This window comes from Pseudomonas svalbardensis (assembly GCF_030053115.1).
Taxonomy (GTDB): domain Bacteria; phylum Pseudomonadota; class Gammaproteobacteria; order Pseudomonadales; family Pseudomonadaceae; genus Aquipseudomonas; species Aquipseudomonas svalbardensis.
In genome coordinates this window covers 1,190,287-1,215,218 of the sequence record NZ_CP125619.1, presented here as the reverse complement: position 1 = coordinate 1,215,218, position 24,932 = coordinate 1,190,287, and the positions used below count along the sequence as shown (strand labels likewise).

Annotated in this window: 19 protein-coding genes; 6 read left to right on the top strand and 13 right to left on the bottom strand. The window is 58.6% G+C overall.

The genetic code is table 11. From position 1 onward, the window contains the following. Positions 1 to 2: 2 nt before the first annotated feature. On the bottom strand, positions 3 to 1,445 hold the full coding sequence (treP, locus tag QFX16_RS05355) for a PTS system trehalose-specific EIIBC component (RefSeq protein ID WP_283183104.1): 1,443 nt from the start codon (positions 1,443 to 1,445) through the stop codon (positions 3 to 5). 237 nt (positions 1,446 to 1,682) lie between these two features. Between treP and treR the strand changes: the two genes are divergently transcribed. After that, the gene (treR, locus tag QFX16_RS05350) at positions 1,683 to 2,387 is read left to right on the top strand and encodes a trehalose operon repressor (RefSeq protein WP_283183103.1); all 705 of its coding nucleotides are present in this window, start codon (positions 1,683 to 1,685) and stop codon (positions 2,385 to 2,387) included. 134 nt (positions 2,388 to 2,521) lie between these two features. Next, a complete protein-coding gene (locus QFX16_RS05340) occupies positions 2,522 to 5,578 on the top strand; it encodes a membrane-targeted effector domain-containing toxin (protein WP_349294208.1) in 3,057 nt (1,018 codons plus the stop codon). A 78-nt stretch (positions 5,579 to 5,656) separates the two neighbouring features. Here QFX16_RS05340 and guaA read toward each other — a convergent pair whose 3' ends face one another. The 4 genes from guaA to QFX16_RS05320 all read right to left on the bottom strand — a co-directional run bounded on the left by guaA (position 5,657) and on the right by QFX16_RS05320 (position 10,396). After that, positions 5,657 to 7,234 (bottom strand): glutamine-hydrolyzing GMP synthase, encoded by a 1,578-nt coding sequence (gene guaA / locus QFX16_RS05335; RefSeq protein ID WP_054045341.1) that lies wholly within the window; start codon positions 7,232 to 7,234, stop codon positions 5,657 to 5,659. 99 nt (positions 7,235 to 7,333) lie between these two features. Continuing rightward, positions 7,334 to 8,803, bottom strand: coding sequence for an IMP dehydrogenase (gene guaB / locus QFX16_RS05330; RefSeq protein WP_123368331.1), 1,470 nt, complete (start codon positions 8,801 to 8,803; stop codon positions 7,334 to 7,336). A 216-nt stretch (positions 8,804 to 9,019) separates the two neighbouring features. Further along, positions 9,020 to 9,568 carry a sugar ABC transporter ATPase gene (locus QFX16_RS05325; RefSeq protein WP_109634588.1) on the bottom strand — a complete coding sequence of 183 codons (549 nt, stop codon included), beginning with the start codon at positions 9,566 to 9,568 and terminating at the stop codon, positions 9,020 to 9,022. A 60-nt stretch (positions 9,569 to 9,628) separates the two neighbouring features. Beyond that, a complete protein-coding gene (locus QFX16_RS05320) occupies positions 9,629 to 10,396 on the bottom strand; it encodes a sulfite exporter TauE/SafE family protein (protein WP_283183100.1) in 768 nt (255 codons plus the stop codon). A gap of 210 nt (positions 10,397 to 10,606) precedes the next feature. On the opposite strand from QFX16_RS05320, the gene QFX16_RS05315 reads away from it, so the two are divergent. The 3 genes from QFX16_RS05315 to QFX16_RS05305 all read left to right on the top strand — a co-directional run bounded on the left by QFX16_RS05315 (position 10,607) and on the right by QFX16_RS05305 (position 14,224). Then, the gene (locus QFX16_RS05315) at positions 10,607 to 11,944 is read left to right on the top strand and encodes an IS4 family transposase (RefSeq protein WP_283181394.1); all 1,338 of its coding nucleotides are present in this window, start codon (positions 10,607 to 10,609) and stop codon (positions 11,942 to 11,944) included. Positions 11,945 to 12,019: 75 nt separating this feature from the next. Further along, positions 12,020 to 13,399, top strand: coding sequence for an exodeoxyribonuclease VII large subunit (gene xseA, locus QFX16_RS05310; protein WP_033061484.1), 1,380 nt, complete (start codon positions 12,020 to 12,022; stop codon positions 13,397 to 13,399). A gap of 3 nt (positions 13,400 to 13,402) precedes the next feature. After that, a complete protein-coding gene (locus QFX16_RS05305; RefSeq protein WP_283183099.1) occupies positions 13,403 to 14,224 on the top strand; it encodes a peptidoglycan DD-metalloendopeptidase family protein in 822 nt (273 codons plus the stop codon). 136 nt (positions 14,225 to 14,360) lie between these two features. Here QFX16_RS05305 and QFX16_RS05300 read toward each other — a convergent pair whose 3' ends face one another. Then, positions 14,361 to 14,717: a hypothetical protein gene (locus QFX16_RS05300; protein WP_283183098.1), complete on the bottom strand. Its 357-nt coding sequence runs from the start codon at positions 14,715 to 14,717 to the stop codon at positions 14,361 to 14,363. 398 nt (positions 14,718 to 15,115) lie between these two features. Here QFX16_RS05300 and leuA point away from each other — a divergent pair, with 398 nt between their 5' ends. Continuing rightward, positions 15,116 to 16,795 (top strand): 2-isopropylmalate synthase, encoded by a 1,680-nt coding sequence (leuA, locus tag QFX16_RS05295; RefSeq protein WP_008147766.1) that lies wholly within the window; start codon positions 15,116 to 15,118, stop codon positions 16,793 to 16,795. A 205-nt stretch (positions 16,796 to 17,000) separates the two neighbouring features. Here the strand turns inward: leuA and QFX16_RS05290 are convergent, their stop codons facing one another. The 7 genes from QFX16_RS05290 to ispG all read right to left on the bottom strand — a co-directional run bounded on the left by QFX16_RS05290 (position 17,001) and on the right by ispG (position 24,930). Next, on the bottom strand, positions 17,001 to 17,792 hold the full coding sequence (locus QFX16_RS05290; protein WP_283183097.1) for an amidohydrolase: 792 nt from the start codon (positions 17,790 to 17,792) through the stop codon (positions 17,001 to 17,003). Further along, complete coding sequence (locus QFX16_RS05285; protein WP_283183096.1) at positions 17,780 to 18,928, bottom strand: pyridoxal phosphate-dependent aminotransferase; 1,149 nt, start codon at positions 18,926 to 18,928, stop codon at positions 17,780 to 17,782. Before QFX16_RS05285 ends, QFX16_RS05290 begins: the two co-directional genes overlap by 13 nt. A gap of 143 nt (positions 18,929 to 19,071) precedes the next feature. Next, positions 19,072 to 20,541: a ribosome biogenesis GTPase Der gene (gene der / locus QFX16_RS05280; RefSeq protein ID WP_283183095.1), complete on the bottom strand. Its 1,470-nt coding sequence runs from the start codon at positions 20,539 to 20,541 to the stop codon at positions 19,072 to 19,074. A 139-nt stretch (positions 20,542 to 20,680) separates the two neighbouring features. Continuing rightward, entirely contained in the window at positions 20,681 to 21,832 is a 1,152-nt protein-coding gene (gene bamB / locus QFX16_RS05275) for an outer membrane protein assembly factor BamB (protein ID WP_283183094.1), read from the bottom strand. After that, positions 21,825 to 22,466: a tetratricopeptide repeat protein gene (locus QFX16_RS05270; protein ID WP_095131572.1), complete on the bottom strand. Its 642-nt coding sequence runs from the start codon at positions 22,464 to 22,466 to the stop codon at positions 21,825 to 21,827. The genes bamB and QFX16_RS05270 overlap by 8 nt, the downstream gene beginning before the upstream one ends. Before the next feature lie 40 nt (positions 22,467 to 22,506). Then, the gene (gene hisS / locus QFX16_RS05265; protein WP_283183093.1) at positions 22,507 to 23,796 is read right to left on the bottom strand and encodes a histidine--tRNA ligase; all 1,290 of its coding nucleotides are present in this window, start codon (positions 23,794 to 23,796) and stop codon (positions 22,507 to 22,509) included. A gap of 24 nt (positions 23,797 to 23,820) precedes the next feature. Further along, complete coding sequence (gene ispG, locus QFX16_RS05260; RefSeq protein WP_283183092.1) at positions 23,821 to 24,930, bottom strand: flavodoxin-dependent (E)-4-hydroxy-3-methylbut-2-enyl-diphosphate synthase; 1,110 nt, start codon at positions 24,928 to 24,930, stop codon at positions 23,821 to 23,823. Positions 24,931 to 24,932 lie beyond the last annotated feature (2 nt).

The window sequence follows — 24,932 nt, the reverse complement described above, 5'->3', positions numbered from 1 at the left end:
CGTCAGGCGACCCGATACCCAGGCCGAACAATCTTCATGCTCAATCCGCAGGTCAGAACAAACGGCACGACCATGGCAATGACCATCCCGATCACGAATAACGGAATGAACTGCGGAATGATCGAGATAAAACCGGGCAAGCCGCCGACGCCGATCGCCGAGGCCTGGACCTTGTTCAGCGACAGGAAGATACAACCCATGGCCGAACCGATCAGGGCTGCGTAAAACGGAAATTTGTAGCGCAGGTTGACCCCGAACATGGCCGGTTCGGTGATGCCGAAGTACGCGGAAATCGCCGAGGTCGATGCCATGCTTTTATCCCGCACGTTACGGGTCATGTAGAACACCGCCAGTGCCGCGCTGCCCTGGGCCAGGTTGGACATGACGATCATCGGCCAGATAAAGGTGCCGCCCTGGGTGGAGATCAGCTGCAAGTCGACCGCGAGGAACATGTGGTGCATGCCGGTGATCACCAGCGGCGCGTAGAGCAGACCGAAAATCGCACCGCCGACCATCGGCGCCAGGTCGAACAGCATGACCACACCTTCGGTGATGAGAATCCCCAGATGCCGGGTCACCGGGCCGATCACTGCCAGCGCCAGCACGCCGGTGACGACAATGGTGGTGATCGGTACGACCAGCAATTGAATCGCGTTCGGCACCCGCGCCCGCAGCCATTTTTCGATGACGCTCATCACATAGGCCGCCAGCAGGATCGGCAAGATCTGTCCTTGATAGCCAACCTTCTCGATCTGGAACAACCCGAGGATGTCGAAGTAGGGCAGGCTCTGCCCATCCAGCCCGGCCACCGCTTTGCCATAGTTCCAGGCATTGAGCAAATCAGGGTGAACGAGCATCAGGCCGAGCACGATGCCGAGGATTTCGCTGCCGCCAAACCGTTTGGCCGCCGACCAGCCCACCAGCGCCGGGAGGAACACAAACGAGGTATTGGCCATGAGGTTGATCAGACTCCAGAGCCCGTCAAGCTTCGGATAGGCGTCGAGCAGGGTCTGGCCCTCGATGAACATGCCCTTGGCGCCAATCAGGTTGTTGATGCCCATCAGCAGGCCGGCAATGATCAACGCCGGGAGGATTGGCATGAAGACGTCGGAAAACACCCGCACCAGGCGCTGCATCGCGTTGATCTTGTCGGCGCTTTTTTGTTTAACGTCGGCGATGGTTGAAGCCGCGAGACCGGTTTGACGGCGCAGTTCGGCGTAGACCTTTTCAACCTCGCCAGGGCCGATAACCACCTGAAACAGGCCACCGGTGAAGAACGAACCTTTGACCAGATCAATCTGGTTCAGCGTGGCGCTGTCGACCAGGCTCGGGTCCTTTAGGGCCAGGCGCAGGCGGGTGACGCAGTGCGCGGCCTGCTCGAGGTTGTCGCTGCCACCGAGGCTTTGCAGCAGCTCGCTGGCGATGTTCGGGTAGTCGTGGCTCATGCTTGTTCTTCCGCTGTAGTTTTTTGTTATTGGCAGCACGCCGAAACGAAAAGTACTCGTCTGTACGAGTTAAAGCAACAACTCGTACAGACGAGTTTGTTTTTGTTTCTCCTGAACCCGACCGGCGGCGACATTTCCTACCTCAAAAGTCAAAGAAACCTAACGCCGCATGGACAAACCCCTACCCTGCCCTTAAGGTTCGAAACCTTGAGCACAGCGCCGTACAGAGCCATCCCCATGAGTAAATACAACCAGATCTACAGCGATCTGCTTGCCAGCATCACGACCGAACGTCTGGAACGCGGCGCCCGGTTGCCTTCCGAAACCGAACTGATGGACAGCTACCAGGCCAGTCGCGGCACCGTGCGCAAGGCCATCGAGCAACTTCAGGAGCGCGGTTTCGCTCAGAAGGTCCACGGCAAAGGCACGTTCGTCCTGTCGACCAACCCGATCGAATTCCAGTTGGGCGGCATCGTCAGCTTCCAGGAGACCTACCCGCGCCTGGGCAATGACGTCAGCACCGAAGTGGTCGAGTTCACTCAAATCTCCCTCGAAGGCCCCTTGCTTGAACACATCAAGGCCGAAGAAGGCAGCCTGATCACACGGATCAAGCGAGTGCGGCGGATCGACGGCAAACGCGTGATCCTCGACATCAACCATTTCGTCAGCGACGTGATTCCCGGCCTGTCCCGAGACATCGCCGAGCACTCGATCTACGCCTTCATCGAGCAGACCTTGCAACTGCAAATCGCCTACGCCCAGCGCACCATCGAAGCAGTGCCCCGGAGCAAGGACGACCAGCAACACCTGGACCTCGACGGCCAGAGCCATGTGATCGTGGTCAGCAACCAGACGTTTTTGCAGGACGGACGGCAGTTCGAATACACCGAGTCGCGGCACACCCTGGACAAGTTTTACTTTTCTGACATTGCACGGCGCTGAGCCTGACTCAGACCTTCGTCATGCCCTACTTCTTCTATCAGCAACAGACCATCACCAGATACCCAGTAGCTTACAGATGGCACCGATGCCCCTTGAGATAGTGAGCGCCCCAACCACCTCTCAAGGAAAACATCATGGACGATGCTCAAAAAATCACCCTGCCCGACGCTGCAGATGTGTTGGCCCTCCAGGCCCTGATCACTGATCTCGTTGCCGATTGCCCCGACCTGCACGCCATGGCGTATCAGGTCGCCAAGGACATTCTCGTCCAGCACAACATCACGGATATCGAACCCGACAAGGTCTACTGGCATCGGTTTAATGCCGCTCAAAGCAGCTCGAAGACCTTTACCGGCTGGCAGCATGTGTTTGAAACACCCAGGGAGTCGATGACCTTCCCGCAACTGGTCATGCAGCGTTTCAGTGTCCACGACCAGGACAACGGGGACCTGCTGGACGTTGACAGCGGTTTCTACCGTGCCGACGGCAATGCCGGAAACTACGATGAAACCAACGAGATTCGCCTGCATGCCAGGGATGTGTTGAAAACCTTCTGGGATATCAATTTCGCTGACCGTTACAAAACGGCCATCGCGACGTTCTGGGAAAAGCACAGCGACATCTTCCGTGCGCTGGCCAAGTGCACGTTTATTGCCAAAGCCATTGAAGACTACGAGAAGGGTCACTTGACCCGAGAACACTTCACCACGGTGCTCAGGGCTGTCGTCGGTAATGTAAGCAGGCCGCTCACCGGGCAAATGCTGCTGGACGAGGCGTCAGCGGGCAGCGGTTTATCGATTCGCAAGTTTTGCATTGACCACTTCGTGTCGACGGACATCCTCAGCATCACTGACGACAGTGACCTGAACATTCTCTACATTCCGGGCGAACCCAGAGGATTTCACTGCTTTAACAAGGTCGAGGAGCTGCACGAATGGCTGGTCAATGAGGTCAAGGACGCTGAAGGCCGCGAACGCATGCTCATGCACTTCAAACAGGAAGAGCGGGATATCCTTCAGGAAAAGCCCACTTCCCTGGGGCACAAGCTCGCCAATTTCACCGGCATTGGTCTGATCGTTCATGCGTTTGAGGAGACGGAAACCGAAAATATCGGCCTCACCCATGCCTATGACGTATTGCCCGGCGAATATGCAGGCGCGGACCATCATTTGCTCCACTACCGTGGCGAGAAAATTGCCGGTGATGTGTTCACCCATCTGAACCGGTCCACTCATGAGCGCATGCTCAGCGACGCCAATTACCTGCTGCACTCCAACGGCGAGATCAGGAAAAAACTGTGGATAGGCTATCTCAATGCCTTCAACCACACCTTTGGACCGATGGCCGCCCTTGCTTGGCCGGCAGCGCTGGTTGTCATTGGCGCGGGCATTGCCAATGTCGGGCTTCACATCGACCAGGCCATCAACGCTACTACCCCTGCGGAACGCAAGGCAGCCGTCACAGGTGCCATTCTCGGTAGCGTGGACGTGCTGTTCAACTTGCCATTTTTACGAGGGGCGGCCGAATTCGCAGAAGCAGCGGAAACAGAAGAAGCCGAGGAGGTACTCACGGCCGAGGAAGATCCAGGAGAGTCGGGCATAACAGTGCATCCCCCCGTCGAAGCCATTGCACCCCGCCCAAGCGATTCCGACATATTGGCTCCTTTTGAAACCAATGAAATTCTCGATGGCTATTCCCCAATCAACGCCGAAGGCAAGTTTCAAGGTATCTATCAGCCTGAGACAGGCGGTAATTACATTGCCATCGGTGACAGTTTCTACCTGGTGCGTTACAGCAAACTGAAAACCTGGGCAATCATTGACCCGGTCAATCCTTACTCCTTTTACCGCAACATACCGGTACGCCTGAATGACATGGGTGAATGGGTGCCCCTCACGCGTCCCGGCCTGGTGGGCGGGGGCAAGTTTGCCGATCTGTTTGCCAGGGCCGAGCCGCCACTCCCGGACTTCGATGCCCCGGCGACTGAATACGATGTTCCGCAGGACATCAAGCCAGCCCTCAAACAGGCGGCCAAGGGTATGGCCTCGAAGGGGGATTTGAAGGACGGCTTTGTCAATCCCAATAATCCGAACGATGAGCTGGAAGCCTTCAAAAGACTGCGCCGAACGCTGCACGACGACGCCGTGACCTTCTATTCGCAACCGCCGCTGCCACCCAGACCGACCATTCCATCGTTCATCGCGAATGCAAAGCTCCAGGACATCATCAAGACCCTTTTCAAGCGGTCACAGAGCCTGGTCATCGGTGAAAGCCACGACAGCGTGGGCAGCAAACAGTTTCTGGTCGAGAACATGAGCGTGCTGCGCAAACAAAAGGTCAAAACCCTGTACATGGAGCATCTGCTGACCGATTTCCATCAGGCTGACCTGGATGTGTTCAATCGCACTGGAGTGATGTCCGAGGATCTGGAAAGCTACCTCAAGGACCTTGATGCAGGTTTTTCGACTGACCCCAGCGAACAATTCACCTTTGAGCAGGTGGTCAGGACGGCGCAAAAAAACCATGTTCGCGTTCAGGCCATCGACTGCCTCGCCAGTTACCGCAGCACTGGCATTCAGGGAGCAAACATCAATTTTCGGCAAAAAATGATGAATTTCTTCGCCCGCCAAGTCATCGGCGCCGACCAGACGGCCAGAGGCGCGCATCGCTGGGTGGCGTTGGTCGGGAACAGCCACGCCAATACCTATGCCGGCGTAGCGGGTGTCAGCGAACTTGAAGGCAGCATCGGGCTGCGTATTGAAAGCGTGGGCCCGGATGAGCTCGGCGGTATCAAGGTCGACCCGGGGGTGGCCGACGAGCCGCGCCCGGGGCAAGCGGCCGGTTTTGCCAAAAATGACTTGTTGCTGCAAATCCCGACGCCGAAAAGCGTGATCCTGGCGCAAAGGCTGGAGGATGGCCTGCCCAGGCCGGGCATGTACGCCCTCAGCACCAGTACCGGTGAACCCTTTCTGGTTCACCGCAGCAGAACCCTCACCAACAGAGTCATCACCAGTAACGGCATCATCACCCGTGGCAAACTCGTTCGAACACCCATCAAGCATGATGCAGAGGGGTACTACGTCGAACGGGATGCCTGGCAGATCAACGGCCGACGCTTTCAAACCCCCGACACCTTGAGTTCAGCGCTGCACAGAATGGGCATGACCCCCGTCCGACTACCCGGCGTCTAAAACGAAAAAGGCCGAGTGAACAGTGTTCACACGGCCTTTTCGGTTACCTGCGATCAAGCCATCAAGGCTAGCGCGGGATTATTCCCACTCAATCGTCGCTGGCGGCTTGCTCGACACGTCGTAAGTGACGCGGGAGATGCCTTCGATTTCGTTGATGATCCGGCCGGAAACAGTTTCCAGCAGTTCGTAAGGCAGGTGCGCCCAACGCGCGGTCATGAAGTCGATGGTTTCCACGGCTCGCAGGGCAACCACCCAGGCGTAACGACGGCCATCACCTACAACGCCAACCGACTTCACCGGCTGGAACACCACGAATGCCTGGCTGACTTTGTGGTACCAGTCGGCCTTGCGCAGCTCTTCGATGAAGATGTGGTCGGCGCGACGCAGCAGGTCGGCGTATTCCTTCTTCACTTCACCGAGGATCCGCACGCCCAGGCCCGGGCCCGGGAACGGGTGACGGTAGACCATGTCGTACGGCAGGCCGAGTTCCAGGCCCAGACGACGGACTTCGTCCTTGAACAGCTCGCGCAGGGGTTCAACCAGCTTGAGGTTCATTTCTTCCGGCAGGCCACCCACGTTGTGGTGCGACTTGATGACGTGAGCCTTGCCGCTTTTGGCGCCAGCCGACTCGATCACGTCCGGGTAGATAGTGCCTTGTGCGAGGTACTTGATGTTGTCCAGTTTGTTGGACTGGGCATCGAAGACGTCGATGAAGGTACGGCCGATGATCTTGCGCTTCTTCTCTGGGTCGCTTTCGCCAGCCAGGTTGTTCAGGAACTGATCTTCAGCGTTGGCGCGGATCACCTTGACGCCCATGTTCTCGGCGAACATGGCCATCACTTGCTCACCTTCGTGCAGACGCAGCAGGCCGTTGTCGACGAAGACGCAGGTCAGCTGGTCGCCAATGGCTTTGTGCAGCAGCGCGGCAACCACCGAGGAGTCCACACCGCCGGACAGGCCGAGCAGTACGTTGTCGGTGCCGACCTGGGCGCGAATGTTGGCGATGGCGTCTTCAGCAATCTTCGAAGGCGTCCACAAGGCTTCGCAGCCGCAGATGTCGAGGATAAAGCGCGAGAGGATGCGACCGCCCTGCTTGGTGTGGGTCACTTCCGGGTGGAACTGCACGCCGTAGTAGCCACGCGCGTCGTCGAACATGCCGGCGATCGGGCAGCTCGGGGTGCTGGCCAGGATGTGGAATTCCTGAGGCATCTTGGTGACCTTGTCACCGTGACTCATCCACACGTCGAGGCCGAACAGGCCGTCGGCGTCGATGTGGTCTTCGATGCCGTCGAGCAGGCGGCTCTTGCCGACCACGTCGACACGGGCGTAACCGAACTCACGCAGCTCGGAACCTTCGACCTTGCCACCCAGCTGTTCAGCCATGGTCTGCATGCCGTAGCAGATACCGAAGACCGGTACGCCCAGGTCAAACACCGCTTGCGGGCAGCGCGGGCTGTCGGCTACGTGCACGGACTCGGGGCCACCAGCGAGAATGACGCCTTTTGGAGCGAATTCGCGAATCGCTTCGTCGTCCATGTCGAACGGATGCAGTTCGCAGTACACGCCGATTTCACGCACGCGGCGGGCAATCAGCTGGGTGTACTGGGAACCGAAGTCGAGGATCAGGATGCGGTGAGCGTGAATGTCGAGGGCCATGATTCAGTCTCGTCTAAGTAATTCAGAAACAGTCGTGATTCAGAAACAACTCGGGGCTGAATAAAACAGCCCCGGTTACTTAACTTTTTGCTGGAAGGCTCAACCTACGCGGTAGTTTGGCGCTTCTTTGGTGATCTGTACGTCGTGAACGTGGGACTCGGCCATGCCAGCACCGGTGATCCGCACGAACTCAGGCTTGGTGCGCATTTCTTCGATGTCGGCGCTGCCGGTGTAACCCATCGAGGAACGCAGGCCGCCCATCAGTTGATGGATGATGGCGCTCAGGGTGCCCTTGTAAGGAACACGCCCTTCGATACCTTCCGGAACCAGTTTCTCGGCGCCTGCCGAGGAGTCCTGGAAGTAACGGTCGGAGGAGCCTTGAGCCTGGGACATGGCGCCCAGCGAACCCATGCCGCGGTAAGCCTTGTACGAACGACCCTGGAACAGTTCGATCTCGCCCGGCGCTTCTTCAGTACCGGCGAACATCGAGCCCATCATCACGCAGGAAGCACCGGCAACGATGGCCTTGGACAGGTCACCGGAGAAACGGATGCCGCCGTCGGCGATCAACGGAACGCCAGTGCCTTCAAGGGCCGCGGCGACGTTGGCGATGGCGCTGATTTGCGGGACGCCAACACCGGCGACGATACGGGTGGTGCAAATCGAGCCTGGGCCGATACCGACCTTGACGGCGTCGGCGCCTGCTTCGGCCAAAGCCTTGGCGGCAGCGCCGGTGGCGATGTTGCCGCCGATGACCTGCACTTCAGGGAAATTCTGTTTGACCCAGCGAACGCGGTCGATCACGCCTTTGGAGTGACCGTGAGCGGTGTCGACCACCACCACGTCAACGCCGGCATTGACCAGGGCAGCTACGCGATCACCGGTGTCTTTACCGGTACCGACAGCAGCGCCAACACGCAGACGACCTTGATCGTCCTTGCTGGCCAGCGGATAAGCCTTGGCTTTTTCGATGTCGTTGACGGTCATCATGCCTTTGAGGGCGAATTTGTCGTCGACGATCAGCACGCGTTCGATGCGGTTTTTGTGCAACAACTCGCGGACGTCGTTCTTGTCGGCGCCTTCCTTGACCGTGACCAGACGCTCTTTAGGCGTCATCACTTCACGGACGGTGGCGTCCAGACGGTTTTCGAAACGTACGTCGCGGGAGGTGACGATGCCGACCAGGTCGCCATCGTGCAGTACCGGAACGCCGGAGATGTTGTGCATGCGGGTCAGTTCGAACAGTTCACGAACCGTGGCGTCAGCCTCGATGGTGATCGGGTCCTTGACCACGCCGGCCTCATAACGCTTGACCTTGCGCACTTCGGCAGCTTGCTGCTCGATGGTCATGTTCTTGTGGATAATGCCGATGCCACCTTCCTGAGCCATGGCAATTGCCAGACGGGCTTCAGTAACGGTGTCCATGGCGGCAGAAACCAGAGGAATATTCAGCTCGATGCCACGGGTTAGGCGGGTCTTGAGACTGACTTCGTTAGGAAGCACCTCGGAATAACCAGGCACTAGGAGAATGTCGTCGAATGTCAGAGCTTCTTGGCTGATACGCAGCATCGCGGGGGCTCCCGAGCGGGAAAATGGAAGCGCGCCATTATAGTCAGACACCCCCTCGGGTTCAATGTAAAACTTTGTCTATTATTAGCATTACTGATATACGGAAAAACGACGTCCCTGTAGGAGCTGCCGAAGGCTGCGATCTTTTGACTTTGATTTTCAAAAACAAGATCAAAAGATCGCAGCCTGCGGCAGCTCCTACAAAGGCGCCCGCGTTCAGAGTTCGACCTTGACCCAACTCACGGGTTGATCGAGCCAATCGGCAAATTCGTCGATAAAGCTCTGCTTGAACCCGGCCTCGGCCCAGTTGTTGAAGATAAAACCCAGGTTGGAAAAGCCGCATTCCTGCAGGAAAAGAAAGCCGTTGATGTCATCTTCATGCCCGCACTCCGGACACGTGAAGTTATCGGTGCGCCCCGGCATCCAGTCTTCCAGGCTTTCGAACAGCGCTTCGCCGACTTCCTTGCGGCACTCGGCGCAGCCCGCCTCTTCAAGGAAACCCTTTGCGGGCGTATAGATGCAGCGCTTGGTGATGATTTCCAGGCCATTGATCGGTTCGCCGAACGGCAGCGCTTCAGGATGCAGCACGACAGCGCGGGCGCCGTCGCCGATGGCATGAGCCATGCGGTTGCCGGTACGGCCACAGGTGGTCAGTTCTTCCTTGACGATGTTCTTGCGCACCAGCCAACGCACGACCGCCCGGGCCCGGGGTTCGTGCACCGGCAGTGTGGAGATTTTCGGGACAATAATGCTTTGCGAATTCATGGTGCGGCCTGCTGCAACGCTTTAACGAAGCCCGGCAGCATAAGCACCCGGCTTCAGAGGTCAAGCACTCAAATATCGTCCGATCAAGGCGATTCCGCTGACCAGCACCAACCAGGTCACCAGCCGCACAAACGCCTCACGGGACAATCTCATGGTCAACCGCCGGCCGATCCACAGCCCCAATGCCATGGCCGGCAACAAACACAGCGCCAAGACCAACAAGGGTAGCTCGGCATACACACCCGCGACAGCAAACAGGCTCAAGCGCACCACCGTGCTGCAACTGATCAGTGCACTCTGGGTCGCCCGGGCCGCCTCTTTGGGCAGGCGACTGTTCAAGTAGATCGCATATAAAAAGCCGCCACTGCCAAACAATGCCCCGAACATGCCGCCCACCGTGCCCATCGGCACGGCCCAACCGGCGGACAATTGCGTCGGCCGGGTTTTGACCCACAAGCTGTAAATCGCATAAGCGCTGATAAACAGCCCCATCAACAGCAAAAGCACATCGGATTTCAGGTTCAACAGAAAAATCACCCCCAGCGTGCAGCCGACCGCCATGCACGGCAGCAGCCGCAACAACTCAGGCTTCGCCACATCCCGCTGCGAAGGCAGCAAATTACCGAACGCCGCGACGAAATCCAGCAGCACCAACAGCGGCACGATCTTCGACAGCGGCATGAACAGGATCAATATCGGCCCGGCCACCAACGCAGTGCCGAAACCGGCAATGCCGAACACGATGTAGGCCAGGGCGATGCCCAACCCGATCACCAGCCAGTCCGTAGCGCCGAATGGCCATTGGTTCAACAACTCAAGTACATTCATTCCATGTCTTCCCTGAATCCCGGAGCTGACTTTAAACCTGTGGGAGCGGGCTTACTCGCGAATGCGGAGTATCAGTCGATAGCAATGTGAATGACAGAATGCATTCGCGAGCAAGCCCGCTCCCACAGGCAATGCTGTTCACTTAAGGATTGTTGACTAATCCTCAGGCAGCCGGAAAATCCGGAATCTGATAAGGATTCCGGATTTTTTATGTCTGTTGCTCAGGATTTAAGCGCGGTTTTGGATTTTGCTAAGCAACCGCTCTCTCGCCTTGAGGTGTTCACCGATCATATTCCTCATGATTGGATCACCGCAGCGGCCGCTCTGGCGGATAAAGCCACGATCCGACGTCGGCGCTTGCCTTCGGACATAGTCCTTTGGCTGGTAGTCGGGATGGCACTTTTCAGAGGTGAGCCAATAGTCGAGGTCGCTCGCCGACTGAATATTTGTGCCGACGGTCTTGCTAATGAGGTGCTGTTAGCCAAAAGCGGGTTGTCGCAGGCGCGCCAGCGTCTGGGGAATCAGCCTGTCGCTTGGTTATTTCAACAGTGCGCCAATGTCTGGGGATACGAGCGCTACCCGCAAGATGACTGGCACGGTCTTCAAGTCTTTGCCGTCGACGGTGCCTTGTTTCGAACCCCGGAAACGTCGTCATTGCGGGACCATTTTGGCTCCGGCAATACCTCCTCCGATCGTCAAACCCCTTATCCGGTGCTGCGCCTTGTTGCGTTGATGAACGCCCGTTCTCATATCATCGCCAACGCGGCCATCAGCCCTTACCGCAAAGGGGAGATCCCGCTGGCCAAGGACTTCATCGAGAGCATACCCAACCACTCAGTGACCCTGCTGGACAAAGGGTTTTTCAGTGCGGACCTATTGTTGAGTATCCAAAGTACTGAAAAAAACCGGCATTGGATGATCCCGGAGCGTAAGGGTACTGTTCGCACGGAAATTGAACACTACGGCGATGGTGATTACCTAGTCCAGATGAAGGTCTCGCAGCAAGCGCGTAAAAAGAACCCACTGTTGCCTGAGTACTGGCAAGTACGGGCGGTCACCTACGAGGTCGCCGGGAAAGAAAAAACCGTCTTCACCTCCCTGCCAGCCTCGCACTTTAGCGCTGAGCAGGTCGCCACCCTTTATCACGAGCGATGGGAAATCGAACTGGGTTTCAGGGATATCAAAAGCTCAATGCAAGACAATGCCTTGACCCTTCGCAGCAAGACTGTAGATCTGGTGTATCAAGAATTATGGGGGCTGTTACTGGCTTATAACGTAGTGCGTCGAGAAGCCAGTCAGGCGGCTGTAGCTCATAAGCGGGCTCCCAGCGAGGTGAGTTTCAAGTTTGCCTGTCAGCACATCGCCAGCCATCTGGTGGTCATGGCCGGAGCGGTCTCGCCCTCACACACGCCAAGACGCCTGGACGAGCTTCGCGGCAGCATTGGTGTGCTCTTCATAGTAAAACGCCCCAGGCCTGCGAGGCCTAGGGCGGTGAAGATGTCAAAAACCCGGTATCCGGTTAACCGCAAGGCTGCTCCGCTTAAGTGAACAGCATTGCGCTCCCACAGGGGATTTGCGTGGACTCATGGAGATTGTTTGCCGAATGCCTTTATCATGCGCCCCATGATTAAAGATCCCTTTGCAAGACTCGGCCTGGACCGTGAAGTCCTGACTGTCAGCCAGCTCAACGGCCGCGCGCGGGTGTTGCTCGAAGACGTGTTCAGCAACATCTGGGTCGAAGGCGAAATCTCCAACCTCGCCCGCCCTGCGTCCGGCCACGTGTATTTCACCCTCAAGGACAGCGGCGCCCAGGTGCGTTGCGCGCTGTTCCGGCAGAACGCGGCGCGAGTGCGTCAGGCATTGAAGGATGGCCTAGCGGTCAAGGTCCGCGGCAAGGTTTCGCTGTTCGAGGGCCGTGGCGACTATCAGCTGATCCTCGATACCGTGGAGCCGGCCGGTGACGGTGCGCTGCGTCTGGCCTTCGATGCGTTGAAGGAGAAACTCAGCGCCGAAGGCCTGTTCAGCGCCGAGCGCAAAGTGCCGCTGCCAGCGCATCCGCAACGCATCGGCATTATCAGCTCGCCCACCGGCGCGGTGATTCGCGACATCATCAGCGTATTCCGGCGCCGTGCGCCGCAGATCCAACTCACGTTGATCCCCACTGCCGTGCAGGGCCGCGAAGCCACTGCGCAGATTGTCCGCGCACTGAAACTGGCGGACGCCCGCGGTTTCGACGCGCTGATTCTGGCCCGCGGCGGTGGTTCACTGGAAGACCTCTGGTGCTTCAACGAAGAAGCCGTGGCCCGCGCCGTGGATGCTTGCGTGACGCCGATTGTCAGCGCCGTCGGCCATGAAACCGACGTGTCGATCAGCGACTTCGTGGCCGACGTTCGCGCCCCGACGCCTTCCGCCGCCGCCGAACTGCTCGCGCCGGATTCCAGTGACCTGGTCCGCCGGGTCGAAAGCCTGCATCGACGGCTGGTGATGCGTATCCGCGACCGCTTGATGCGTGATCGACTGCGCCTGGAAGGCATGTCTCGCCGCTTGCGCCATCCCGGCGAACGCCTGCGCCAGCAAGCGCAGCGCCTGGATGATCTGGACATGCGCATGCGCCGCGCGTTCGAACGCAGCCTCAATACCCGTCGCGAAAGGTTGATCCGTCTGGAAACCCGCCTCGCCGGGCAACATCCCGGGCGGCAACTGGCGATGCTCCGTCAGCGCCTCGACAGCCTTGCCGAACGCCTGCCCCGTGCCATGCGCGAAGGGCTCAAATCCCGTCGCCTGCAACTGCAAAGCCAGATGCAGACGCTGCATGTGGTCAGCCCTTTGGCGACCCTTGGCCGTGGCTACAGCATTTTGCTGGACGAACGCGGCAACGCGATCCGCAACGCCGCGCAAACCCACAATGGTCAGCGCCTGAAAGCCAGACTTGGCGAAGGCGAACTGCAAGTGCGGGTCGAAGACAATCACCTGACGCCTGTCACCCTTTCTTTACTGGATTGATCCATGCCGCGTTTTTTAGCTCCGCTGCTGTTGCTGTGCCTGACCTTCAATGCCCACGCCGACAGTTACATCACCCGCCTGTTGAACAAACCGGTGCCGGGCGGCGTGGCCGTGGTGGATCTGGGTGCCTCTGCGCAGGCGCCGAAGGCCAGTTATCAAGGCAAGCCTGTGCTGGTGGTCAAGGAACAGAACAACTGGCTGGCGATTGTCGGTGTGCCGCTGACGGTTAAACCGGGCACGCAGCAGGTCAGCAGTGGCGGGCGGAATCTGAGTTTCACGGTCGGCAACAAGAAATACCCGGAACAGCACATCACTCTGAAGAATAAGCAGCAGGTCAACCCGGATCCGGAAAACCTCAAGCGCATTGAGCGCGAATTGGCCGAGCAGATTACTGCCTACCGCACGTTCAGCCCGAATACGCCGAGCAATTTGTTGTTGGACAAACCGGTGAACGGCCCGCTGTCGAGCAAGTTCGGCGTGCGCCGCTTCTTCAATGGTGAAGAGCGTAATCCCCACTCTGGCCTGGATTTCGCCGTCGGCGCTGGCACACCGATCAAGACCCCGGCTGCCGGCAAGGTGATCCTGATCGGCAACTATTTCTTCAACGGCAACACAGTGTTTGTCGACCATGGGCAGGGGTTTATCAGCATGTTTTGCCACATGTCGAAAATCGACGTGAAGGTTGGCCAGCAATTGGCCCGTGGTGGGGTGGTCGGGAAAGTGGGGGCCACCGGGCGGGCGACCGGGCCGCATATGCATTGGAACGTCAGCCTGAATGATGCGCGGGTTGATCCGGCTATCTTTATAGGTGCATTTCAGCCCTGAATATTGAGTGAGGCGACTGGCCCCATCGCGAGCAGGCTCGCTCCCACAGTTGATCGGCGTGAATGCAGATTTTGTATTCACCAAAAATCCAATGTGGGAGCGAGCCTGCTCGCGATGGGGGCATCACTGACGCCGTTTATTCCGCCTCAAGGTCTTCAATCCCATGGATTTCCCTGTGCGCCAGGCACTCTTTGATCCAGGCCTGAGTTTCCTCCGAAAAGCCCGCCAACTCCTCAGCGCTGATCAACTCATGAGTACACAACCCCAGCAAGTGACCAGGCGCCTCATTGCGTGAGTGCCTGAACACGCCAAAAGCCCAATACAGTTCTTGTTGACCGGCCTTCAGCCTTTCTTCGCTGGCTTCTATCCGCTCATAAGGTCCAATGCTTTTATCCAGCACCGTGCGCTCGACCTCCTCCATGATCCGGATGCATAGCCGCTCATGGGCCAACGGACGCAGTGCGCTATAAAGCTTCCAATCCGACTCGTTCATTGTCGACTCCTGCCTGCCAGTAGTCCTTGGTGAGGCTTTAAGAATAGCCGCGCTGACACGCCCCATCACCGAAAGCCTTCAATTGCGCATCGCTCAAACCTCGCGCAAACATAAAAACAATCACCACCCTTCACCGCAATAAAATCTCGATATAGAAGACTTTTAGAGGATTCCTCTCAATTTTTTTCGACCGCTTGCCATCCTTCACCCTCGCGGTTAGGGTTGAAGGCATGAAAACCTCTCACACCCTCATCCAGCTTCGCCAGCACCGCAGCCTGTGCCTTGTCAGTGCACGACTGCCGGGCTGAATTTGCGGTGCCTCGCCCTTCGCTTTCCCCAAGAACATTTGATCCACCGGCAGGCCGCCTTTTTTCGGCCCACACAATAAGGATTTCCCGATGAGCATGCTCAAAGACCCGTCTTCGAAATACCGCGCGTTCCCGACCATCGACATCCCGGACCGCACCTGGCCGTCGAAGACCATTACCGCCGCGCCGATCTGGTGCAGCTCCGACCTTCGGGACGGTAACCAGTCGCTGATCGAGCCAATGGACGCGGTCAAGAAGCTGCGTTTCTGGAAAACCCTGGTGTCGGTCGGCGTGAAAGAAATCGAAGCGTCGTTCCCGGCGGCTTCGCAAACCGACTTCGACTTCGTGCGTACCCTGATCGAAGGCAACCACATCCCGGACGACACCACCATTCAGGTGCTGACCCAGGGCCGTGAAGACTTGATCGAGCGCACCTTCGAATCCCTGCGCGGGGCGAAGAAAGCCATCGTTCACCTGTACAACGCGACCTCCCCTTCCTTCCGCCGCATTGTCTTCAACCAGGACAAGGAAGGGGTCAAGGCCATCGCCGTGAACGCGGCCAAGCTGTTCGTCAAATATGCCGCCCAGCAGCCAAACACCGAGTGGACCTTCGAGTACTCGCCAGAAACCTTCAGCGCCACTGAGCTCGAGTTCGCCAAAGAAGTCTGCGACGCAGTCATCGAAGTCTGGAACCCGACGCCTGAGCACAAGGTGATTCTCAACCTGCCAGCCACCGTCGAATGCGCGACCCCGAACATCTATGCCGACCAGATCGAATGGTTCGGCCGGCACATCAACCGTCGTGACAGCGTGATCATCAGCCTGCACACCCACAACGACCGTGGCACTGGCGTTGCAGCTACCGAACTGGGCCTGATGGCCGGCGCCGACCGTGTCGAAGGCTGCCTGTTCGGCAACGGCGAACGTACCGGTAACGTCGACCTCGTGACCGTGGCGCTGAACCTCTACACCCAGGGCATTCACCCTGAGCTGGACTTCTCCGACATCGACGGTGTGCGCAAAGTCGTCGAAGAATGCAACCAGATCCAGGTGCACCCACGCCACCCGTACGTCGGCGACCTGGTTCACACCGCGTTCTCCGGCTCCCACCAGGACGCCATCCGCAAAGGCTTCGCCCAGCAGAAACCGGACGCCCTGTGGGAAGTACCGTACTTGCCGATCGACCCGGCCGATATCGGCCGCAGCTACGAGGCGGTGATCCGTGTCAACAGCCAGTCGGGCAAGGGCGGTATCGCTTACCTGCTGGAACAGGAATACGGCATCAGCTTGCCGCGTCGCATGCAGATCGAGTTCAGCCAGGTTGTGCAACGTGAAACCGATCGTCTGGGCCTCGAAATGACGGCTCAGCAGATCCATGCGCTGTTGCACAGCGAGTACTTGCAGGCCAACACCCCGTACGCGTTGGTCAGCCATCGCCTGCAGGAAGAAAACGGTCACAGCGCCGTGGAAGTGGAAGTCTCTGGTAAAGGTCAGGGTGAAACCAACCTGCACTGGCGTGGCAAGGGCAACGGCGCCCTGGAAGCGCTGGTGGCCGGTCTGCCGATTCCGGTTGAAATCATGGACTACAACGAACACGCCATCGGTTCGGGCACCAATGCCAAGGCGGCGGCCTACATCGAGCTGCGTGTGAACGGTGAACGTGCGGTGCACGGCGTCGGTATCGATGAAAACATCACCACCGCCAGCTTCAAGGCCCTGTTCAGCGCACTGAACCGCTCGTTGAGCCAGCCGGAAGCGAAAGCGGCGTAAGCCTTCGCTGAAATGCAAAAGGCCCCAGGGTGAGAACCTCGGGGCCTTTTTGTTTGCCTGTATTTTTTGTGTCGCCTGTCATGGCCTCATCGCGAGCAGGCTCGCTCCCACATTGGGTTTTGGATGAACACAAAATTGGGGGTTCACACGATCTACTGTGGGAGCGAGCCTGCTCGCGATGACGGCAGGTCAGGCAACGACAATTTCAGGTGAACTCGAAGGTATCGGCGTCCAGATTCGCTGGAAAGCGAGTTCTATAAGCCTGAAGATCTGCAGCGTTCAGAACGACCTGAAACACGCCATCGGCTTCGCCCGCACTGAGTAACGTCTCCCCCTGGAAGTCCAGCACCTGGCTGTCGCCGGTATACGCAAAACCTTTGCCGTCAGTACCAATGCGATTCACAGCCGCCACGTAGCAGAGATTTTCGATCGCCCGTGCTGGCAGCAAACGGTTCCAGTGCTGACGCCGTGCCCCCGGCCAGTTGGCGGTGTACAGCAGCAAATCGGTGTCCTGAGCATCGCGGCTCCAGACCGGGAAGCGCAGGTCGTAGCAAATCAGCGGACGCACTCGCCAGCCCTTGAGTTCGAACTGCACCTGACGCTCGCCGGGGGTGAAGTGGTTGTGTTCGCCGGCCATGCGGAACAGATGGCGCTTGTCGTAGTGCCACACCTCCCCGTCCGGCCGCGCCCACAACAGGCGATTGCGATGGCTGCCGTCAGCCGCCTGGACGATCACGCTGCCGGTGATCACCGCATCGAGTTTCGCTGCCTGAACCCGCAGCCATTTGCTGGTCGGACCGTTTTCCGATTCGGCGAGGGTCTTGGACTCCATCGAGAAACCGGTGGTGAACATCTCCGGCAAAATGATCAGGTCAGCGCCGCGAGCCTGTTCCAGCAACGGCTCGAAATGCTCCAGATTGGCCTGACGATCGTGCCACGCCAGGGTGGTCTGGATCAGCGCGATGTTCAGATTGGGTAGCGCACTCAGATCACGCATAGTTTTGCCGCTGCTTCACGCAGGGTCTCCTCGCGTTTGGCGAAGCACAGGCGCACCAGGCGCTGGCCTTCGGGTGGGGTCTGGTAGAACACCGAGATCGGGATGCTCGCCACGCCATGTTCGCGGGTCATCCACAACGCCATCTCGACGTCATTGAGGTCCGGGCGGATCTGCGAGTAATCGACCAATTGGAAATACGTGCCGGCCACTCGGGTGAAACTGAAGCGAGACGGCGCCAGCAAATCGCAGAACAGATCGCGCTTGGCCTGATAGAAAGCCGGCAGTTCTTCGACGTGTTCCGGGTGCTCGGCCATGAAGTCGGCCAAGGCATATTGCAGCGGTGTGACGCCGCAGAAACTGACGTATTGGTGAACCTTGCGCAGCTCGGCGGTGAGGGCCGGCGGTGCGACCACGTAGCCGGTTTTCCAGCCAGTGACGTGATAGGTCTTGCCGAAGGAGCTGACCACGAATGCTCGCTGATACAGCTCTTGGTGATTCAGCACGCTGACGTGGGGCACGCCATCGAACACCAGGTGTTCGTAGACCTCATCGCTGATGACATAGATGTCGCGGTCGCGAATCAAAGCCGCCAGTTGATCCAGCTCGGCACGACTGATCAGCGCGCCGCTTGGGTTATGTGGAGTGTTGAGGATGATCATCCGCGTGCGTGGGGTAATGGCTTCACCCAGCTTCTGGAAGTCGATGTCGAAGTCATTCAGGCCCAACTGCACATGAACGCAGCGCCCCCCGGCCAGCTCAACTGAGGGCTCATAACTGTCGTAGGCCGGATCGAAAACAATCACTTCGTCGCCGCTGTGGATAACCGCCTGAATGGCGCAAAAGATCGCCTGAGTTGCACCGGGCGTGACTGTCACTTCATGGTCGGCATCCACATTGACGCCGTAGCTGCGGGCGATCTTCGCCGCAATCTGCTGACGCAATGCAGGAAGGCCGGTCATCGGCGAATACTGGTTGTGGCCACTGGCGATATGCCGACCGACCGCATCGCACAGGGCCTGCGGCGCATCGAAATCGGGAAAACCCTGGGACAGGTTCAGCGCCCCGGTTTGCGCCGCGAGCTGAGACATCTGAGTGAAGATAGTGATGCCGACATTCGGCAGCTTACTGGTGATCATCGGTGATTCCCTGCTCTACACCCGGCGCTAACGGCGGCGCGGGAGAGCCGAGGATAGCCCAAACGGCGCCCATAAAAAAAGGGCGCCTTAAGCGCCCTTTTTGGAACCCGATCCTGTGGGACAGGAGCCAGGCAAGTCTACAATCAGCGCTTGTCTCTACGCTTCTTGTCGGCTTTCTTGTGGTGCGACATCATGCGACGCTTCTTGTTGACCTGACGGTCGGTGAGCGAGTTCTTGTTGCCTTCGTACGGGTTCTCGCCGCCCTTGAACTCGATGCGGATCGGCGTACCGACCAGCTTCAAGACACGACGGTAAGTGTTTTCCAGGTAACGAACGTAAGACTTCGGCACCTTCTCGATCTGGTTACCGTGAATCACGATGATCGGCGGGTTGGCACCACCCAAGTGGGCGTAACGCAGCTTGATCCGGCGGTTGTTGACCATCGGTGGCGCGTGCTCACCGACCGCATCTTCCAGAATCGTGGTCAGGCGGTTGGTTGGCCAGCGGGTGACCGCAGACTTGAACGAGTTCTGTACGGAGGCGTAGAGGTTGCCCACGCCCGTGCCGTGCAGGGCCGAGATGAAGTGAATGTCGGCGTAGTCAACGAAGAACAGTCGACGTTGCAGCTCGACCTTCACGAAGTCGCGCTCGCTCGGCGTCATGCCGTCCCACTTGTTGATCGCGATCACCAGCGCACGACCCGACTCAATGGCGAAGCCCAGCAGGTTGAGATCGTGATCGACCACGCCTTCGCGGGCGTCCATCACAAAGATCACCACGTTGGCGTCTTTGATCGCTTGCAGGGTCTTGACCACGGAGAACTTTTCAACTTCTTCGTGGATCTTGCCGCGCTTGCGCACACCGGCGGTGTCGATCAGCGTGTACTTCTCGTCGTTACGCTCGAACGGGATGTAGATACTGTCGCGGGTGGTGCCGGGCTCGTCATAAACGATTACCCGGTCTTCACCGAGCATACGGTTGACCAGGGTCGACTTGCCGACGTTCGGGCGGCCGATGATCGCGATCTTGATCCCGTCTTTTTCGCTCGGGCCAGGAATGCGCTTGGCTTCCTCGCCTTCGGCAACGATCTCTTCCTCGCCTTCTTCCAGCTCGTCATCGTCTTTCGGGAAGGTGCTCAGCGCGATTTCCAGCATCTGGGTGATGCCACGACCGTGGGCACCGGCGATCGGAATCGCGTGGCCCATGCCCAACGGGGCGAATTCGGCGCGGGCCATTTCAGGGTCGATGTTGTCGACCTTGTTGGCAACCACGTAAGAACGCTTGTTACGTTTGCGCAAATGCTCGGCGATCATCTGGTCGGCGGCGGTAAAACCAGCCTTGGCATCTACCAGGAACAGAACGACATCCGCTTCTTCAATGGCCAGCAGCGACTGCTCGGCCATTTTTTCGTCCATACCGTGCTCGTCACCGGAGATACCGCCGGTGTCGACCAGAATGTAGGAACGCCCTTGCCACTTGGCCTCACCGTATTGGCGATCACGGGTCAGACCGGACAAGTCGCCGACGATGGCGTCGCGAGTCCTGGTCAGGCGGTTGAACAAGGTGGACTTGCCGACGTTCGGTCGGCCCACCAGGGCGATTACGGGAACCATGCGGCTCTCCACTTCGTTATTTCAGAAAATACAAAAGCCGCTGCGAGGCAGCGGCTGGTGCTCGGGGCAGCGCTTGAGGGCGCTGCGAACCCCGTCAAACGGGGCTGCCTGGGGGTTAACCCCAAGCATAGTCAAACCTTTACTTAATGGTCAGGGCTTCCAGCTTGCCACTGTTGCCATACAGATAAATCGTGTCACCCACCACCAGCGGACGGGCACGCAGGCCGTCGCTGTCGATGCGCTCGCGGCCGACGAAACGACCGTCCACCTGGCTCAGCAGATGCAGGTAACCTTCCATATCACCGACAGCAACATAGCTGGAGAACACTTCCGGAGCCGACAGTTGACGACGGGCCAGCGAATCGTTGCTCCACAAAGCTGTGGTGGAACGTTCGTCGACGCCTTCAACGGTGCCCGAAGACAGGCTCACGTAGACGCTGCCAAAACCCTGGGCGACACCGGCATAGCTGGAAGCATCACGCTGCCAGAGCTGACGACCGCTTTCCAGATCCAGTGCCGCAACGCGACCCTGATAGCTGGCGACATACAGCGTACCGCCGGACAGCAGCAGGCCACCATCGATATCGACAACGCGCTCCAGTTCCGAACGACCTTGTGGAATTGCTACACGTTGTTCCCACACCGGCACGCCGTTGGAAATATCGAGAGCGACCACTTTACCGGTCGACAGGCCAGCCACCGCGAGGCGGTTGGTGACGATCGGCGCGCTGGTGCCGCGCAGGGTCAATACCGCTGGAGTGCTGTCATACAACCAGCGCTGGGTGCCAGTAGCGGCATCCAGACCGATCAGACGGTCATCCTGAGTCTGAACGACAACGACATCACCGTTGTTGACCGGCGGTGCGAGGACTTCACTGGACACGCGAGCGCGCCATTTCTCTTCACCATTGATGGCGTCCAGGGCAACGATTTCACCCTTGACCGTACCGATCAGGAGCAAACCGTAACTCACGCCGACGGCACCGGAAACAGGCAGTTCGAGATCTTTCTTCCATTTGACGTCGCCATTGCTGCGATCCATCGCCATCACCACACCGGTGACGTCGGCGGCATAGATGGTATCGCCATCGATCGCCGGAACCAGCATGTTGTACGATTCGCCCTGACCGTCACCGATCGAACGACTCCACTGCTTTTGCAGAACCACTTCTTCTTTGAAGTCGGTCAACTCGGCCGGTGGCAGTTCTTTTTTGCTGTTGCTGCTGCAACCCGCGGCCAATATGGCCAGAGCCAGCAATGCTGCATGTTTCCAACGAATCACGTCACGCATCCCCTTTGGCCAGGTCGTCCAGCTTGATTTGTAGGCCACCCACTGCCGCTTCATCCGACAGTGCTGCCTTGGCTTTTTGATACGCCGTGTTCGCTTCGTCGGTACGACCCAACTGCACCAGCAGGTCGCCTTTGAGTTCTTCGCGAGTGGCCAGGAATGCTTTATCGGCATCGCCTTCGAGCAGTTTCAAGGCTTCATCGGCCTTGTTCTGCGCGGCCAGCACCTGTGCCAGACGCTGACGAGCAATTTCGCCCAACGCCGGGTTGGCCGGTTTGGCAACAATGGCTTTCAGCTCGCTGGCTGCGTCATCCAGCTTGCCGCTGTCGACCGCGACTTTTGCCACGAACAGGCTGCCGTACTGCGCGTAAGCGCTACCGCCGAACTCGCTGTTGAGCTTGCCGGCCAGGTCCGCAACACGGGCGGCATCAGGCTTGCCGTCTGGCGTCAGCGTGGTTTCCAGCAGTTGCTGATAGAGCATCGAGGCGCCTTGCGACTGATTGCTCTGATACTTTTGAAAGGCCTGCCAGCCGAACACGATGACCAGCGCCAACAGGCCGCCAGTGACCAGGGGCTTGCCGTTGCGTGTCCACCAGTCCTTCAAATCCGACAGCTGTTCGTCTTCGGTACTCGACACCCCAATACTCCTTAATCGCTAAATCGGCTGTTTGACAGCTTCAACCCTGCACGACGCAGGTGGCCAGGTGTGCAGCAAGCGCATCCCAGGCAATGCTTTGTTGTTCGCCCTGGCCACGCAGGGGTTTGAAACCTACCACTTGCTGGGCCATTTCGTCGTCACCGAGGATTAGCGCGTACAACGCACCGCTCTTGTCGGCTTTCTTGAATTGGCTTTTGAAGCTGCCGGCGCCGGCATTCACTTGCAGGCGCAGGTTGGGCAATTGATCACGAACACGTTCACTCAGGGTCAGACCGGCCAGCTCGGCGGCTTCACCGAAGGCGCAGAGGTAAACGTCGACCTGACGGGAAATCTCTTCCGGGATCTGCTCCAGGGTTTCAAGCAGCAGCACCAGGCGCTCGATGCCCATGGCAAAACCAACGCCCGAGGTCGGCTTGCCGCCCATCTGCTCCACCAGACCGTCGTAACGACCGCCGGCACACACGGTGCCTTGGGCGCCCAACTGGTCGGTGACCCATTCGAAAACGGTCTTGCTGTAGTAATCCAGCCCGCGAACCAGCTTCGGGTTGATCACGTAAGGAATGCCGGCGGCGTCCAGGCGAGCCTTCAGGCCCTCGAAGTGCACGCGGGATTCTTCGTCGAGGTAGTCGGCCATTTTCGGCGCGTCGACCAGGACCGCTTGAGTGTCGGCGTTCTTGGTATCCAGAACCCGCAAAGGGTTGGTTTTCAGACGGCGCTGGCTGTCTTCGTCCAGCTTGTCCAGGCGGGCCGAAAGGAATTCGACCAGCGCTTCGCGATAACGACCGCGGGACTCGGCAGTGCCGAGGCTGTTGAGTTCGAGCTTGACCGCATCACGGATGCCCAGCTCGCCCCACAGGCGCCAGGTCAGCACGATCAGCTCGGCATCGATGTCCGGACCATCTAGGTTGAAGACTTCGCAACCGATCTGGTGGAACTGGCGATAACGGCCTTTCTGCGGACGTTCGTGGCGGAACATCGGGCCGATGTACCAGAGTTTCTGCACCTGGCCACCGCCGGTGATGCCGTGCTCAAGCACCGCACGCACACAGGCCGCCGTGCCTTCAGGGCGCAGGGTCAGGGAGTCGCCGTTGCGGTCGTCGAAGGTGTACATCTCTTTCTCGACGATGTCGGTTACTTCACCGATGGAGCGCTTGAACAGCTCGGTGAACTCGACGATCGGCATGCGGATCTGTTTGTAACCGTAGTTATCCAGCAAACGCGAAACGGTGCCTTCGAAATGACGCCACAGGGGAGTCTGCTCGGGCAGGATGTCGTTCATGCCACGTATGGCTTGCAGAGACTTGCTCACTATAAATCCTTAAATTCGTTCGACTTAGCCGCGCGCAATGACTGCTGCGTCAGCTTCGACCTTTTCGGCCGCTTTCTGACGGATCAAGCGTTCAAGCTCATCCACCAGATTGTCATTCGACAGTTTCTGCGACGGCTTGCCGTCGATGTAAATCAGGTTTGGCGTGCCGCCGGTCAAGCCGATGTGGGCTTCCTTGGCTTCGCCCGGTCCGTTGACCACGCAACCAATGACCGCAACATCCAATGGCACCAGCAGGTCTTCAAGGCGCCCTTCCAGCTCGTTCATGGTTTTGACCACATCGAAGTTCTGCCGCGAGCAGCTCGGGCAGGCGATGAAGTTGATGCCACGGGAACGCAGATGCAGGGATTTGAGAATGTCGTAGCCGACTTTCACTTCCTCGACCGGGTCGGCCGCCAACGAGATGCGAATAGTATCGCCAATCCCTTCGGCGAGCAGCATACCGAGGCCCACGGCGGATTTCACCGTGCCTGAACGCAAACCACCGGCTTCGGTGATGCCCAGGTGCAGCGGCTGAACGATTTCCTTGGCCAGCAAGCGGTAAGCGGCGACGGCCATGAACACGTCGGAGGCTTTCACGCTGACCTTGAAGTCCTGGAAGTTCAGACGCTCGAGGTGCTCGACGTGACGCAGGGCAGATTCAACCAGCGCAGCCGGAGTCGGCTCGCCGTATTTCTTTTGCAGGTCTTTTTCCAGGGAACCGGCGTTCACGCCGATGCGGATCGGAATCCCGCGATCACGGGCGGCATTGACTACCGCACGCACGCGGTCTTCGCGACCAATGTTGCCCGGATTGATGCGCAGGCAGTCAACGCCCAGTTCGGCTACGCGCAGAGCGATCTTGTAGTCGAAGTGAATGTCGGCAACCAAAGGTACTTTGACCAGCTTCTTGATCTTGCCGAAGGCTTCAGCGGCATCCATGTCGGGCACGGAAATTCGCACGATATCGACGCCAGCCGCTTCCAGACGATTGATCTGGGCCACGGTGGCCGCGACGTCATTGGTGTCGCTGTTGGTCATGCTCTGCACAGCGATAGGCGCATCGCCGCCAACGGGCACGTTACCGACCCAGATCTTGCGGGATTCGCGACGTTTGATTGGAGATTCGCCGTGCATGA